Origin of the sequence: Stratiformator vulcanicus, assembly GCF_007744515.1 — a bacterium.
Taxonomy (GTDB): Bacteria; Planctomycetota; Planctomycetia; order Planctomycetales; family Planctomycetaceae; genus Stratiformator; species Stratiformator vulcanicus.
Window position 1 is genome coordinate 1 of the sequence record NZ_CP036268.1, and the last position, 14,535, is coordinate 14,535.

Annotated in this window: 14 protein-coding genes; 9 read left to right on the forward strand and 5 right to left on the reverse strand. The window is 58.0% G+C overall.

The genetic code is table 11. The features are described from left to right. The 7 genes from Pan189_RS00005 (at position 1) to Pan189_RS00035 (ending at position 7,827) form a co-directional block, all read left to right on the forward strand. Positions 1-1,101 carry a DnaA/Hda family protein gene (locus Pan189_RS00005; protein ID WP_310820869.1) on the forward strand — a complete coding sequence of 367 codons (1,101 nt, stop codon included), beginning with the start codon at positions 1-3 and terminating at the stop codon, positions 1,099-1,101. Between the two features lie 501 nt (positions 1,102-1,602). Beyond that, positions 1,603-2,715: a DNA polymerase III subunit beta gene (dnaN, locus tag Pan189_RS00010; RefSeq protein WP_145361923.1), complete on the forward strand. Its 1,113-nt coding sequence runs from the start codon at positions 1,603-1,605 to the stop codon at positions 2,713-2,715. Positions 2,716-2,767: 52 nt separating this feature from the next. Continuing rightward, a complete protein-coding gene (locus Pan189_RS00015; protein WP_310820870.1) occupies positions 2,768-3,091 on the forward strand; it encodes a DciA family protein in 324 nt (107 codons plus the stop codon). A 69-nt stretch (positions 3,092-3,160) separates the two neighbouring features. Then, positions 3,161-5,656 (forward strand): DNA gyrase subunit B, encoded by a 2,496-nt coding sequence (locus Pan189_RS00020; protein ID WP_310820871.1) that lies wholly within the window; start codon positions 3,161-3,163, stop codon positions 5,654-5,656. A 33-nt stretch (positions 5,657-5,689) separates the two neighbouring features. After that, entirely contained in the window at positions 5,690-6,763 is a 1,074-nt protein-coding gene (locus Pan189_RS00025) for an NAD(P)/FAD-dependent oxidoreductase (protein WP_310820872.1), read from the forward strand. Further along, a complete protein-coding gene (gene mnmM, locus Pan189_RS00030; RefSeq protein ID WP_145361926.1) occupies positions 6,754-7,317 on the forward strand; it encodes a tRNA 5-(aminomethyl)-2-thiouridylate-methyltransferase MnmM in 564 nt (187 codons plus the stop codon). Before Pan189_RS00025 ends, mnmM begins: the two co-directional genes overlap by 10 nt. A 15-nt stretch (positions 7,318-7,332) precedes the next feature. Then, positions 7,333-7,827: a hypothetical protein gene (locus Pan189_RS00035; RefSeq protein ID WP_145361927.1), complete on the forward strand. Its 495-nt coding sequence runs from the start codon at positions 7,333-7,335 to the stop codon at positions 7,825-7,827. Here the strand turns inward: Pan189_RS00035 and Pan189_RS00040 are convergent. The 3 genes from Pan189_RS00040 to Pan189_RS00050 form a co-directional block, all read right to left on the reverse strand. Beyond that, entirely contained in the window at positions 7,792-8,805 is a 1,014-nt protein-coding gene (locus tag Pan189_RS00040) for a zinc-dependent alcohol dehydrogenase family protein (RefSeq protein ID WP_145361928.1), read from the reverse strand. The genes Pan189_RS00035 and Pan189_RS00040 overlap by 36 nt on opposite strands. A 112-nt stretch (positions 8,806-8,917) precedes the next feature. Next, entirely contained in the window at positions 8,918-9,679 is a 762-nt protein-coding gene (locus Pan189_RS00045) for a heavy metal translocating P-type ATPase (RefSeq protein WP_145361929.1), read from the reverse strand. A gap of 115 nt (positions 9,680-9,794) precedes the next feature. Beyond that, entirely contained in the window at positions 9,795-10,250 is a 456-nt protein-coding gene (locus Pan189_RS00050) for a hypothetical protein (RefSeq protein WP_145361930.1), read from the reverse strand. 308 nt (positions 10,251-10,558) lie between these two features. Here Pan189_RS00050 and Pan189_RS00055 point away from each other — a divergent pair, with 308 nt between their 5' ends. After that, positions 10,559-11,158, forward strand: a complete 600-nt coding sequence (locus tag Pan189_RS00055) for a hypothetical protein (RefSeq protein ID WP_145361931.1) — start codon at positions 10,559-10,561, stop codon at positions 11,156-11,158. Positions 11,159-11,246: 88 nt separating this feature from the next. On the opposite strand, the gene zwf is transcribed toward Pan189_RS00055, so the two are convergent. After that, the gene (zwf, locus tag Pan189_RS00060) at positions 11,247-12,824 is read right to left on the reverse strand and encodes a glucose-6-phosphate dehydrogenase (RefSeq protein ID WP_145361932.1); all 1,578 of its coding nucleotides are present in this window, start codon (positions 12,822-12,824) and stop codon (positions 11,247-11,249) included. Positions 12,825-12,960: 136 nt separating this feature from the next. Beyond that, complete coding sequence (locus Pan189_RS00065) at positions 12,961-13,635, reverse strand: HAD family hydrolase (RefSeq protein ID WP_145361933.1); 675 nt, start codon at positions 13,633-13,635, stop codon at positions 12,961-12,963. A 159-nt stretch (positions 13,636-13,794) separates the two neighbouring features. Here Pan189_RS00065 and Pan189_RS00070 point away from each other — a divergent pair, with 159 nt between their 5' ends. Continuing rightward, the gene (locus Pan189_RS00070; protein ID WP_145361934.1) at positions 13,795-14,529 is read left to right on the forward strand and encodes a TetR/AcrR family transcriptional regulator; all 735 of its coding nucleotides are present in this window, start codon (positions 13,795-13,797) and stop codon (positions 14,527-14,529) included. Positions 14,530-14,535: the final 6 nt, after the last annotated feature.

Consider the following 14,535-nt stretch of genomic DNA (forward strand, 5'->3'; position numbering starts at 1 on the left):
ATGGCAATGTTGGGTGCTGATCTCTCATCGGTGGCGGATCTGACGACACGGCTCTACCAAGGGCCGCGCCGGACGGCAGATTTTGCCGACCCGTTCGTACCTCTTCCGGAGAACCGATTCGCCGGTGCCGCGATGGCCCGACTCGCGGAATGTCGCGATGCTCGACGGGGACAATTGGTTTATCTATACGGCCCGGCCGGTTGCGGGAAATCGCATCTTGTCAGCACTTTTCTGCGGCAGGAACGCCTGAGACCCGACGGTGATTTCGTCACTCGAACGACCGGTGCGGAACTGAGAGAACGACTCGCCGAAGGTCAGCCGCACGACGAGATCGCGGCGGTTCGGGATGAGTTGCTCTCCGCGATCGTGTTGGTCGTCGAAGATGTCGGCAGCCTCTCCGGCTTCCCGATGGCCCAGCAATTCCTGAAAGAAGCGATCGACGAGACCGTCTCGTGCGGTGGGCGGGTGCTCCTGACCGCCGCGAAGTCTCCCGGCGAGCTGGAACGCGTCACTCCGCAACTTATCAACCGTTTTCACGGTGGGACGTGTGTCGGGATTGAGCCACTCGGCGTGGCGAGTCGCACGGAGTTGCTCTCCCATTTCGCCCGCAAATATCAGCTCGCGATTCCGGCTGACATTCTTCACTACCTGGCAGAGAACTTGACGTCGTCGCCTCGCGAGCTGAGAGGGGCGATGACCCGGCTGGATGCGATTGCCGCTCGAGAGGGCGTCGCTTTCGTCAACTCGGCCACGGCGAAACGTTTCCTCTCCGACGAGGTCAAGCCGCGAACCATCGATCTGCCCGAGATTGCCCAAGCGGTTGCGAACCAGTTTGATCTTTCCGTCGGACAGCTTCGAACCGGCGGCCGGAGTGCCGCGTCGGTCCTTCCGCGTCAAATCGCGATGTATCTGTCACGACAGTTGACTGACAGCTCACTCGAACGGATTGCGACCTATTTCGGCCGCAAGAATCATGGGACAGTGATCCATGCGATCCGGCGTTTGAAGAACCGGGCCAAAGATCAAGCCGCCCTACAGCGTCATCTTGCGGTCATCCGGCGTGCCCTTGGGGCCCCTGCACCAGATGGCTCGATTTGCTGAAGGCGTTCGCAGTTTTGGGCGCGAGTGACGACGTCGTTTTCGGAGCCTGCGCTGAGTCCACGCGACGAATCACCGACCCGTGGCGACAATTCACGGCGACTCTGTGGCCGCGAGTGTGACTGTGAAAACAGTGTCGCGGGAGTGTTGCCCAATGGCGCTTAAGAGCGCGAAAAATATGTGACTAATTGACGTTCAGTACCTCCGGACGTTCGAAGGTAATTTTGTCATCATTTCGGCAACAATTCGTCCACCGTCTTCGAACACGTTTCTCACACCCGGCGACATCGGGCAAAACGCAATAAACACTGTCGTACCTTGGATTTTCGAAGGCCGAATCGATATGATTGACGATTATGAAGCCGCCCAGAACTACTACTGAAATTTAAGTTTGGAGTTCCTCTGAGTGGACCGTTTCTGAGTTCGTAATTGTTTCTTTCGATTCTCGGGGGTGATACCCGATCGAATCTTCGAGTGACTGACATATCCGCAGGATGGAATCTTATGAAGCTTCAATGTCATCGACCGACGCTGTCGATGGCCTTCGGAACGGTGGGGTCGGTGGTACCGGCACGCACCCCGAAGGAGATATTGAAAAACGTCCGCATTATCGCGGAAAACGGCACTGCCACGCTCATCGGGACCGACTCGGAGATCGGCGTTCGGTACGAGATTCCCGAGGTTCACGTCGAAGAACCGGGCGAGACGCTCGTTCCAGCGGGGCGATTCAGTCAGATCCTGCGGGAACTGACTGAGGACGACTTCCACCTGTCGATTGAAGATGGCGGCGTATGGATTCGCTGCGGCCATAGTGAATTCCGACTTTCTCCGGAGGATGTCGCTGATTTCCCACCGGTCCCTTCATTCGAAGAAACCGCCTACCTGGCGATGCCCGGCGGCGTGCTGAAGGAAGCGATTCGTCGCACCGTGATCGCGACCGACACCGAAAGCACGCGCTACGCCCTCGGCGGCGTGCTGCTCGAGGCCGCTACCGATCGCGTCACCTTCGCCGCCACCGACAGCCGGCGTCTCTCGGTGGTCGAGGCTCCCTGTCGGCAGGAAGGGACCGTCGAGTCCAACAATGCGGGGCCGGTCGTACCAAGCAAGGCGATGCAGCTCATTGAGCGAAGCATCACCGATGAAGACGCGGAGGTCGCGCTCGCTTTGCACGAAAACGACGCCGTGATGCGGGTCGGCCAATGCACGATTTCCAGTCGACTGGTCCAAGGGCGGTTTCCGAAATATCGAGCCGTCATTCCTGATGAAACGCCGATCACGATCGAAATGGTCGCCGGACCGCTCTACTCGGCCGTCCGTCAGGCACAAATCGTGACCAACGACGAGAGTCGGGGCGTCGACTTCAAATTCGCCGACGGCACGCTGACATTACAAAGCATCGCCGCCGACGTCGGGCAGTCGAAAATCGAATTGCCGATTCCCTATGACGGCGAGGCGTTGACCATCACGTTCGATCCGCGGTTCGTCGCCGACGTGCTGAGGATTTTGGACAACGATACCGCGTTTACGCTTCATCTGACCGACGGTGACAGCCAGGCGGTCATTCGAGTGGGCGACTCGTTCACCTATGTCATCATGCCGCTATCACGGGATCGATAATGCGGTCGACTTGCAGGACAGGGTGAAAACGGACTCCGTTATGCGACGCCGTATGTCGGATTCTTCCCGTCCTCAATCATTGGGCGAAGCCCTTTCGCACCTGATTCAGGCGAAGGGAATCGCCAAACCGAATGCGACTGCTGAGCTATCAACCGCCTGGCGCGAGACGGCCGGCGAACGAATCGCTTCGCACAGCCGTGTGATTAATGTGCATCGTGGAATCTTGAATGTCGCGGTATCGAGTTCGGCCTTGATGGGGGAGCTATCGGCTTACCATCGCGATCCGATTTTAGAAGCACTCAACGACAAGTATGAGCATTTAAAAATTAAGGGCTTGAAGTTTCGGTTACGCGGAGATCTGAGAGACGATTCGTAAACCGCGCAGGCCAACATCAAAGATTTGCAGCGCCGGCGCCGCGCTGTCCGATTTCGAGGAGAGTCCGGAGTGAGTGAAGAAAACGACGTGTCCGATGCGACCGCCCCGCAGAGCGATTACGACCATGAGAATATGCGGGCGCTTAAGGGCATTGAGGGCATCCGCCTGCGGCCCGCCATGTATATTGGCGGGACCGATGCGGTCGGCTTGCACCATCTGATTTACGAAGTCATCGATAACTCGATCGATGAATTCGTAAACAACCATGCCTCAACCGCAACCGTTAAGATTGAGGCGGATGGCAGCGTCGAAATGACCGACGACGGACGCGGCATTCCCACCGGCCCAATGCCCGGCATGGATGACCGCAGTGCGCTCGAAGTCGTGTTCACCGAGATTCACGCCGGCGGAAAATTCGATCGCTCCTCCGGCTATAAGACCGGTACGGGAGGGCTGCACGGCGTCGGCATTACCGCCGTAAATGCCTGTAGTGAGTGGTTGGAGGTCGAAGTTCGCCGTGAAGGTCACGTTTGGACGATGGAATTCGCGGAGGGGATTTTATCGGTACCACTGAAGAAGCTGGGGCGGACCGACCAGACCGGCACCAAAATTCGCTTTAAGCCTGATCCTAAGATTTTCGGCGATTCGACATTTTCCTATGAGACACTGAGTCGCCGGCTGCAGGATGCGGCGTTTCTTAATCCGGGTTTCCGAACGAAGTTGACTGACGAGCGGACGGAGCAGTCCGACGAGTTTTATTACGAAGACGGTTTGATTCAATTCGTCAAATTCTTAAATCGAACGGAGACGCCGCTCTTTCCGGATGTCATTACGATGGAGGGTCGCTCCGAAGAGCACGACGTTGAAGTCTCCGTCGCCATGCAGTATTCGAATGCCTTCAGCGACACCGTGCGTTGCTACGGGAACGGCGTTTACAACTCGGACGGCGGCTTCCACTTATCGGGTTTTCGAACCGCGGTCACGCGGACGATCAACGCCTACGGCAAGCGGCACAATGCGTTTAAGGACGTCACCCCGAACGGTGATGACTTTCGCGAGGGCCTGGCAGCCGTGGTGACGGTTCGCCATCCCGATCCGAAGTTTGAAGCACAGACCAAAATTAAATTGCTGAACCCCGAGGTCGAGGGGATCGTCAATACGATCGTCGGCGAGAAGTTGGCGATCTATCTCGAAGAGCACCCGTCGATTTCGAAAACGATTATCGACAAGGTGACCCGCGCGGCTGAAGCCCGCGAAGCGGCGAAGAAAGCCCGTGAAATGGTCCGTCGCAAGGGGGCGTTGACGACGGGCGGGCTACCGGAAAAGCTTCGCGATTGCCGTTCGCGTGAGCTCGAGATTACCGAGCTTTATCTCGTCGAAGGGGATTCGGCGGGCGGGAGTGCCGATACCGGTCGTGATTCGAACACCCAGGCGATTCTGCCGCTGCGAGGTAAAATCTTAAACGTCGAGAAGGCACAGCTCGTCAAGATTCTCGACAATGCCGAAATTAGCAACATCTTCAAGGCGATCGGTATTCCACCACAGGCTGAGAGTGACGACATCTCCAGTCGCCGCTACGGCAAGATCATCGTGATGACCGATGCCGACGTCGATGGATCGCACATCCGCACACTGTTGCTCACGTTTATTTTTCGGCACATGCGAGAACTCGTCAAACAGGGCTGCGTCTATATCGCACAGCCTCCTTTGTACCGGGTTCAAAAGAAGAGCGGGAAGTCGGATCCTCGTTATGTGCAGACCCACGAAGCGATGATGCGGGAATTGGTCGCGTTAGGGCGGGATCAGAGCCAGTTGAAAGTGGTCGATGACGGCACCGTCTTTTCCGGCGAAATCTTCGACCGCATTCTTGAACTGTTGATTAAATTGGAAGAACCGTTCGACACGCTCGACCGCCGCGGCGTTGATCTGAAATGGTTAATTCAGAACTTTTCCAAGGACGAAATCTACGTCCCGCGGTTTCGCGTATTTGTCGGCAAACAACAACACTGGTTCGTCACCCGCGATGAACTCGACGCATTTCTCGCCGAACAGGAGGCAGCCCGCGGCGATGAATTAGAAGTCGTCGACCGCGAACCCGAATCAAAGTCACCAGACGCGAAAGACGATGCGTCGCTGCAAGTGACCGATTTCCATGAAATTAAGACGTTAAATGAGGTTATCGCGAAACTCAGCCGGGACTTCGGCATCAAACTGCCTGACTTTCTTCCGAAATTTACGCCCGGTGGAGAGCCAATTCATCGATTCGTGATCGAGAACCCGGACGGTGACGTGTCGATTCAAACGGTGCGGGAGGTCGTTGATACGCTCCGCAAGATGGGTGAAAAAGGCCTGAGGCTGACCCGCTTTAAAGGCTTGGGCGAAATGGACAGCGAAGAATTGTGGACGACATCGATGGACCCCGAGACGCGCACACTGTTGCAGGTCACAATGAAAGACGCGGCGGCGGCAGATGAGATATTCCGGGTCTTAATGGGTGATTCCGTCGAGCCGAGGCGTGAATTTATTGAGAAGCACGCCTTAGAAGTGACCGACCTCGACGTATAAAGCCGGATCGCTGCCATTCAGACGGATAAGAATGTGCGAAAGGTCGATACGGTTATCATCGGACAGGGTCTTGCCGGTTCGCTCGTTGCGTGGTTGTTGCTGCAGCGAAATGAGAACGTCGTCGTCATTGATCGCGGAGATATCGGTTCCGCATCGAGAGTAGCGGTGGGATTGGTGACGCCGATCACGGGGAAACGCCTTGTGCGGTCGTGGCGTTTCGACGAATTTCATCGCCGAGGGATCGCCATCTATCGGGCAATCGAGCGCGAACTCGGGCAGGAACTCTATTCGGCCCGGTCAGCGGTACGTTTGTTCGGCTCTCAGGCCGAGCGTGAACGATTCGATGGTAAAGCGGAACGCGAATTCGGTGACCTCGTCGAAACCATCGATCCCGCTGTGAATGAAAGCCTCTACCATGCGCCGTTCGGAGGCTTCCAGATGAAACGGGCGGGCCGGCTTGATGTGCCCGGCTTCGTCGAAGCCATCGGAGAATGGTTGCAGCAGCAAGGTCGGCTGATCCTTGGCGAGTTCGATCTGACCAAGGACGTTCGCGAAGATGCAGGTCGTCTTGTGATCGAGACCTTCGGTTTATCGGCTAACCAGATTGTGTGCTGTCGCGGGTTCTCAGAATCAATGTCTGAGGATTTCGCAGGATTGGACTTTAATGCTGCCAAAGGAGAAGTCTTAAAAATTGAGCGGTTTCCAACTTGTGATTCGCGGACGATTCACAGCGGAGGCTGGCTGGCTGATGTCGGGGACGGCTTAGCCGTCGGGGCCACGTATGAGTGGGACCGGCTCGATGATCAGGTCACCGATGCGGGTCGGGTGAATCTTGAACTTCGATTGCAGCGGATGCTGCGTGTGCCGTATCGCGTCATCGATCAAGCAGCCGGCGTACGGCCGATCTTGCGTTGGCAGCGGCCGACGATCGGGCAGCATCAAACGTTTTCGGGCGTCTACTGCTTCAACGGTCTCGGCTCGAAAGGTGTTTTACAAGCGCCCTATTTTGCCGAGCAACTGGTCAGTCATCTCTGCGATGGGTCGAATATCGAACCGGAGGCGGATCTGGCCAGCTCGAGCGTGAAGGCGTCGACATCATGCGATTGACCGAGCAAGCCCACGCATTGATTCGGCCCCACCTTCGGCCGGGGGACACCGTCATCGATGCGACCGTTGGCAATGGCTACGACACGTTATTTCTGGCCGAAGGTGTCGGCGGCGACGGGAACGTGTATGGTTTTGATATTCAGCTCGATGCGCTCAAAGCAGCGGGGCAGCTTCTCGAAGAGGCCGGCTATCAGAACGTCCGACTCTATCAATCCTCTCACAGTCGACTAAGGTCAGAGCTCCCGCCGGACCTTGACGGACGAATTTCCGTCGTGATGTTTAACTTGGGCTATCTTCCCGGTGGCGACCATGGCATCGTCACAACGCGGGATTCGACCCTGCCGGCGATCTCGCAATCGTTTCAACTACTCAAACCCGCCGGTCTCCTTTCCGTCATCGCTTACACGGGCCACAGTGGCGGTCGCGAAGAAACAATCGCCCTTGAAGAACACTTCGCATCGATGGATCTGGATTCGGTTCAAAAGTTGGCGTGGCCGCTGCACCCGGCGACAGTAGAAACGGGCCCGCGGCTGTATGTCATTCAGCAGAGATGATCAATCAGCGTTTCAATGATCCGACTCCCAATAATTGTCCTCGCCGGAGCCTTAATCGGCGCGCTGGTTTGCTGGGGGGTGGATCACAGTCTGCACGTTCGAATGAACGAAGTCGGTGTCCCGTCGTTCTACCAGATGAGTATTGATCTGTTCGGTCCGGCCGGTTCGATCGGACTTTTTGGCGTCGTCCCGATCGTGATGTCATCGGCGTTCGGAGCGGTCATCGCCCTGGTCGAAACGCGACTACTAAAACGCTGGGCGAGGATATTTCGACGAATTTGCTACTGCACCTTCGGGGAATACGCATTTCTATATTCTGCGGGCATGAACCTCGCGTTCGCGACTTATCTTCTTTCTTACGAGCTTCCGCTTGCTGCGATGGTGTCGATCGTCGGGACATCGGGGAGCTTGGTCGGGTTCGCCACCTACCGGTGGCTATCGGGCCGATTAACGGCGGGAGACTTACCGAAAAAATTAATCGATCGCGATAACGACCTTGCCGACGTGTGAACCCGACTGCAAATGCCGATAGGCATCCGGAGCTTCATCAAAGCCGAAGACCCGATCGATGGCTGGCTTAAGTTGTGATGTTTCGATCGCACGGTTCATGGCGTGAAACATCTCGCGGCTGCCGACATAAATGCCGTGAATCGTGACGCGATTAAACAGGGCGAGAAGCGGGTTCACCGCCCCCTCAGTACCACTTAATACGCCGATGAGTGAGACGTGCCCATTGAGTGCGGCCGACTTTAGCGAGCGCTCCAACGTGCCGATGCCGCCGACTTCAACGACATTATCAACGCCACGACCGTCCGTCAGGTCGCGCACGTTGCGGTGCCATTCGGGGTTATCGCGGTAATTGACGATGTCCGTTGCCCCGAGTTGTTTGGCCTGCTCTAACTTCTCGTCACTACTGCTGGTCGCGATGACGCGGGCACCGTGCATCGCGGCAAATTTGATGGCAAAGGTCGAGACGCCACCGGTTCCGAGGGTCAGGATGTCGTGACCCGCCTTTATGTCGCCTTTGACAACCAAGGCCTGCCATGCGGTGAGCGCGGCACAGGGCAGCGTCGAGGCTTCCTCGAATGACAAATGTTGCGGCACGGGGACAAGGGCGTGCGGCTTAAACGTCATGTACTCGCGAAGGACGCCATCGATGCCGCCGCCGAGCGCGGTCTGAAACTGTTCTTCCGTCGGATCTCCACCGACCCAGTCGCGGAAGAAACAACCGGCGACACGATCACCGGTCTTAAACTCGGTAACATCCTCGCCGACTTCAACGACCTCCCCTGCCCCGTCGCTGAGCGGGATGACCGGTCGCGTGTCATTCCGCGAATATCCGCCTTGAGCGACAATTAAGTCGCGATAATTCAAGCTGCAGGCGCGGATGCGGACGAGAACCTCATCAGCCTTGGGCTTGGGGCCGTCGAGATTGACTCGCTCGATCGCGTCGATCCCACCGTCCGAATGAATCTGATAAGCCTTCATAACGTCGTTTCCAGAATCGAGGTGAAAAGTTCCAACAATAGCCCGACGCGCAAGCGAGGGAGATCAACAGAGAAATTCATCTCCCGCACTCACACGCGGCTTGCCACTATATTTAATGCATTAACAGCATCCCCGCAGCCATGGCCGCCATGCCAACGTCTTCAATTAAAGTGACGGTCGACATCGGAAGATTAATGACCGTCCCCATGCAGGCGCAGCGAATCTGGCGGCGATTCAGCAGACTGTTCAGCACGCCGATCGAACCGATCAGCATCACGACGATTGTCACGATGTTCGTGGCGGTCGGGAAAATTCTTCCGAGGTAAGCAGCTCCGAGCCCGAGTTCGATGAAAGGATACACATAGGCGTAGGGCTTCCACGCTTTGGCCACGAGGTCGTACATGCTGAAGGTCGCGGCGAACCCGCGGAGGTCGAGCAGTTTGAAGAAGGCGAAGGCCATCAGAAAACCGCCCATGAAGTCGGCCATGAACTCGCCGGTCGACCATTCGGTTCGCCAACGTATCAATAGCGTACCGGTGAGCAGAATGCCGACCATCAGAATCAGCGGGTAGTAGCTCTTTTCCGTTTCGGTGCTGGAAGGGTCTGGCTCGGTATCAAACTCCGGCTGTTTCGTCGTGTCTGGCTCGACTTCCGATTGGACCCGGTAATCGCCGGCGTTTTGCACGGCTTGGGAGATTCGGTCTTTGTCGATCGGCTCATCGCCTTCGATCGTAACTTCGGGCGGGGCGAGTGTGATGGAGGCGGTCTGTCCGCGCTCAAGCGCTTCGCCGACCGATGCTTCGATGCGGCGGACACACGATTCGCAGTGCATGCCCTCGACACGGAAAGTCTGGCTGACGGTAGCGGTGCTCATCGATACGTCCCTCCGGCAAATGTCCAATTCCTGACTCAGCCTATCTTAGGCGAGCGGAATTTGCCGGTGATCCGGGAGTGTCCCCATGCGTTCGCTGCGGGAAGGCGACGCCGAATCAGCCGCGGCTGCGAAACAGCCAAGCGCCGCGGACCGGCGGGGACGATTGCGCGGCCGTATCGTTCGCCTTGGCCGGTAGCGGCGGGAGGCTGTCGTCCCTCTTCGAGTCCACCGGAGGCCTGAGGTCGACCGGTTCGTTCATGACCGGCTCCTTTAAGACCGGCTCTGTCGCCGCCGCGGGAACTTCTGCGGATACCCAGGAGGCGCCTGCCGGTGGACTATGCACAGGAATTGACCCCGGCCCGGCATTGTACGACCAGCGATAGTGCTCGGCGTCGGCTCGTGTCGGGGGGAGATGGTGAATTTGCTCGACGAACAAAGCCGGTTCGCGAAGCGTATTCTTATCGGCCCAACATCGCGTGACGACGTATCGGCTGGAGTAAACGCAGCCGGTGCTCCCGCAGATCGAGATCGCCAAACAGATCAGGGCGAGTTGCTGACGGGAGGGCTTCATACGATCAATCACACGAATTAGTGACGCTGCCGGATCGGTGCGTCCGCGACTTCGAGGGCAAGCTCAACGCTTGTTCGCAGCCGCAGCGCCGGAGCATGGCCTCTGGGACTAGCATCGATCGACAGGATCGGTGCAGTTGATGCGACCGTGATCGACCGCAAGAACCGGCACAGGCGGAGCATCCCGGACGCCCCGATTAAATTACTTGCGTCCCCCCAACCCCCGTTCTAAAGTCAAAGTGTTGAATTTAGGGAACATGGGAAGAAACGACGGAGCGGACGGCGTTCGAATTCTGTTGAGGCGATGTGATGTGCGTTCGGTTGATCGGCGGAGTTCTGGCGGCCGCGTTCGCCGCGGTCTTGGTCATGCCTGCGTCGGCTTCGGACAAAGTGCCGGTGCGTGACGGCGTCTATCGTCCGGCAGAGATGACCGTCGACTTGAATCCGGTCGGTCTGGGCTACGGAATCGGCGTTCGGAACGGTGCCTTCGGCTATAAGCCGTATGACCTCGGCTATGGATACCGCAGCCTGAAGCGGCCCGCGTATTACGGGTACAGCATGTACCGGCCGTCGTTCTACGGGTACGGCTACTATCGCGCCCGATACAGCCCCAGCTTCTACGGAGGCTACGGCGGGACATACTTCAACGACTCGTTCTACTACCGCCCGCTCAACTACGGCTACGCCTACTACAAGCCGCGTTACTACGGCTACAACGCGTTTCGCCCGAGGCTGTACGGCGGGGGATTCTACAAGGGCTACGGGCACAAGTACGGCTATGGCTACGGGATGCCGGCCTACGGCGTGTGCGGCTGCCCCGCGCCTGTGCTGAACTCCGCGTTCGGCGGCTATCTCGGTGGACCGGCCTACGTCGGCACCTACGGCTGTGGCACGCTCTATGCTTATTGATCGTCGAACGGCGCGCGTTGATCGAATCGTCATGTCGTTTAGCCGCGACCGATAGGGAGCGCTCCCTATCGGTCGCGGCTAAACGGCTTTAGACCTGCGGGGATCGCCAGGAGTGGCCCGCTTGATAGAGCAGTTCGGCTGCTTCCTTCGGACCCCAGGTCCCGGCTTCGTAGCCACACGGCTCGATGTTCTGACCCTCCCAGTATTCCAGGACGGGGTCGACGAACTCCCAAGCGGCTTCCAATTCATCATCGCGCGTGAAGAGCGTGTTGTCGCCGCGGATCACGTCGAGCAGCAGCCGCTCGTATGCCTCCGGCAGTTTCATCTCGAAGGCTTCTTCGTAGGCGAAGTCCATCGTCACCGGGTGAATCTGATACTGCATCCCCGGACGCTTCGTGGAGAACGTCAGCGAGATCGCTTCCTTCGGCTGAATGCGAAACACGAGCATGTTGGGTCGCGCCGCGACGAGATCGCACACGTCGCCCTCGCACTCGACCGTCCGGAACATCTGCATCGGCGGCTGCTTGAACTGGATGGCAATCTCGGTCACCCGTGTCGGCAGTCGCTTGCCGGTTCGCAGATAAAACGGCACGCCGGCCCACCGCCAGTTATCGATCTTCACCTTCATCGCGACGTACGTCTCGCGGTTCGAACCGTCGGGAATGCGGTCTTCCTGCCGATAGCCCTTCTTCGACTCACCGCCGCGTTCGCTCGCGACATACTGCCCAGGGATCGCCCAATCGGAGATTTTGTCGCCCCCGGGCTTGAGTGCCTGAAGCACTTTCATCTTTTCGTCCCGCAGGTTGCCAGCGAGAAACTTCGCGGGCGGCTCCATCGCGGTCAGGCAGAGCAACTGCAGCACGTGATTCTGCAACACGTCCCGCAGGGCACCGGACGTGTCGTAATATCCGCCGCGGCCCCCTTCCATCCCCTGTGATTCGGCCACCGTAATCTGCACGAAGTCGACGTACTTCTGATTGAGCAGCGGCTCGAAGATCGCGTTACCGAAGCGGAACAGCAGGATGTTCTGGACCGTCTCTTTGCCGAGGTAGTGATCGATCCGGTAAATCTGCTCTTCGCGGAGCAGCCGACCCATATCGCGGGCGAGTTCCTTCGCCGAGTCGAGGTCGCGGCCGAACGGCTTCTCGATCACCACACGCAGCCAATCCTTCTCCTCGGGATCGGGGATCAATCCGCTCTGCGACAGCGACTCAACGCACGGGACGAATAGCGAAGGCGTGACCGCGAGATAGGCGATCCGTTTGCCCGTCACGCCCGAATCGGACTCGAGCTGGCGGATGTCGTTGCCGAAATCGGCGTACTGATCGGGCTGATCGATATCGAGGCGACTGTAAAACAGCCGTTGAGCGAACGCATCCCATTTTTCCCGTGTGATGCCCTCGTCCGATTTGCTGACCGCATCGAACATTTCGTTGCGGAATTCTTCGTTCGACTTGTCGCGCCGGGCGACGCCGATGATCGGCGCCCGGTCGGTGAGATAGCCGTCGGTCCACAAATCGTAAAGCGCCGGGAGCAGCTTCCGGGCCGTCAAATCGCCCGACGCTCCATAGATGAGGATCGACGCCTCCAGCGCGTCCGGTGCGACGGAACCGTCTCCGGAAGCGGAGTTAGCCTTCGCCTCGGTGCGAATGGTTTGGACCGCCATGATGCTTCTCTCCGCTTGATGTTTCGCGATGTCTTCTTCAATGGCGCTGCCGGCAACGGTCGGCTTCTTGCATCATGCAAACAACTTCCGTTGGTTGCATCAACGAAACGCGGCACACGCCGCATTGCGACGCAATTTAAGCTCCAGCGGAAAGCAGCTCGTCGAAGCGGGCCGGTGACAGCTCGCGTAGTGAATCGACAACGATGTCTGCCTCGCCGTATTGATCACGGGAGTGCCCGGTACTGCAAAAGCCGACACACATCGCCCCGGCCGCCTTGGCTGCGGCGACACCGTAAATCGAGTCTTCGATCACCACACAGCGTCGCGGGGGAACGCCCAGCCCGTCACTGACCTTCAGATAGACTTCGGGATCGGGCTTCGTCCGAGTCACATCATCCGAGGCGACGCTGATTTCAACGATTTGGGCCACGCCGAGCTTTTCGATCGACTGATCGAGGTTGCCGCGCGGCCCGGCCGTGCCGATGCCGATGTGAAAGCCCGCGTCCTTGGCCGCCTTCATCAATTCGACGGCTCCATCCATCGCGGGAAACTCTCGATCGACGATTTCGCGATAGAGAATCTCTTTGCGATCGTCCCGCTGACGGATCTGTTCGTCGGTCAGATCGTCCTCGGGCCAATCGTCACTTTTGAGGATCACGTCGGTCGTGCGGCCGAACCACTTCGCATAGGCTTCCATCGTGAACTCGCCACCGATTTCACGCGCAAGAACCTGATAGGTCTCAAAATGGGGCCCGAAGGAATCGACGAGGACGCCGTCCATGTCAAAAATCAGGGCTTTCGGATCACTCATCGAAGGCGTTCTCGGCGAGGTACAAGGCGAGTAGCGAGAGAGGATACCCCGCCAAGCCCACGGGTCCCACCCCGTGGGTCAAAGACCGCACACAAACTTCCGCGACCTATTTTTTGACGACTTGTCAATTTGTGACGCCATGTTTACGATAAAGCAACTATGACATTGCGCTCCACACGAAAACAGCGGGAATTCGAACAACGCGAGGCCCTGATCCTCGACGTCGCTCGACGGTTGCTCAACGACCGCGGCTACTTCGGCTTTAATATGGACGACATCGCTGCGGAGATCGAATACTCGAAAGGGACGGTCTACCAGCATTTTAAGTCGAAAGAGGACGTGCTGATGGGCCTGGCCGCGGCGGCAACCGGTAAACGGGTCGAAATGTTCGCGCGGGCCGCCACATTCCAAGGACGACCGCGGGAGCGGATGACCGCGATCGGTTGCGCCGCCCAATTGTTCGTTCGCCTGTTCCCCGATCATTTTCGAGTCGAACAGGTGCTGCAAATGAGCTCGATTCGTGGCAAAACGGCTGAAGTTCGGCAAGAGAAGCTGATGGCCTCCGAGGGCCGCTGCATGGCAATCATCGCGGGGATCATCCGAGACGGCATTGCTCATGGGGACCTCTCGCTGCCGAAAGACGAGCCGCCCGAAAATATTGGATTTGGCCTCTGGTCACTTTGCATGGGTGGTTACACGATTGCTCACGGGGCACCGGTGGCCGAGCTGGGCATTACGGACCCGTACCGTGCGATCGTGCACAATTACCACCATTATCTCGACGGCATCAGGTGGGAGCCGCTCTCAACGGCGTTCGACCACGATGCGGTCTGGGAGAGGGCGGGCCGAGAACTGTTCTCAGAAGAGATGAAGATGGTCGAAACGGCTGCGTAAATTTTT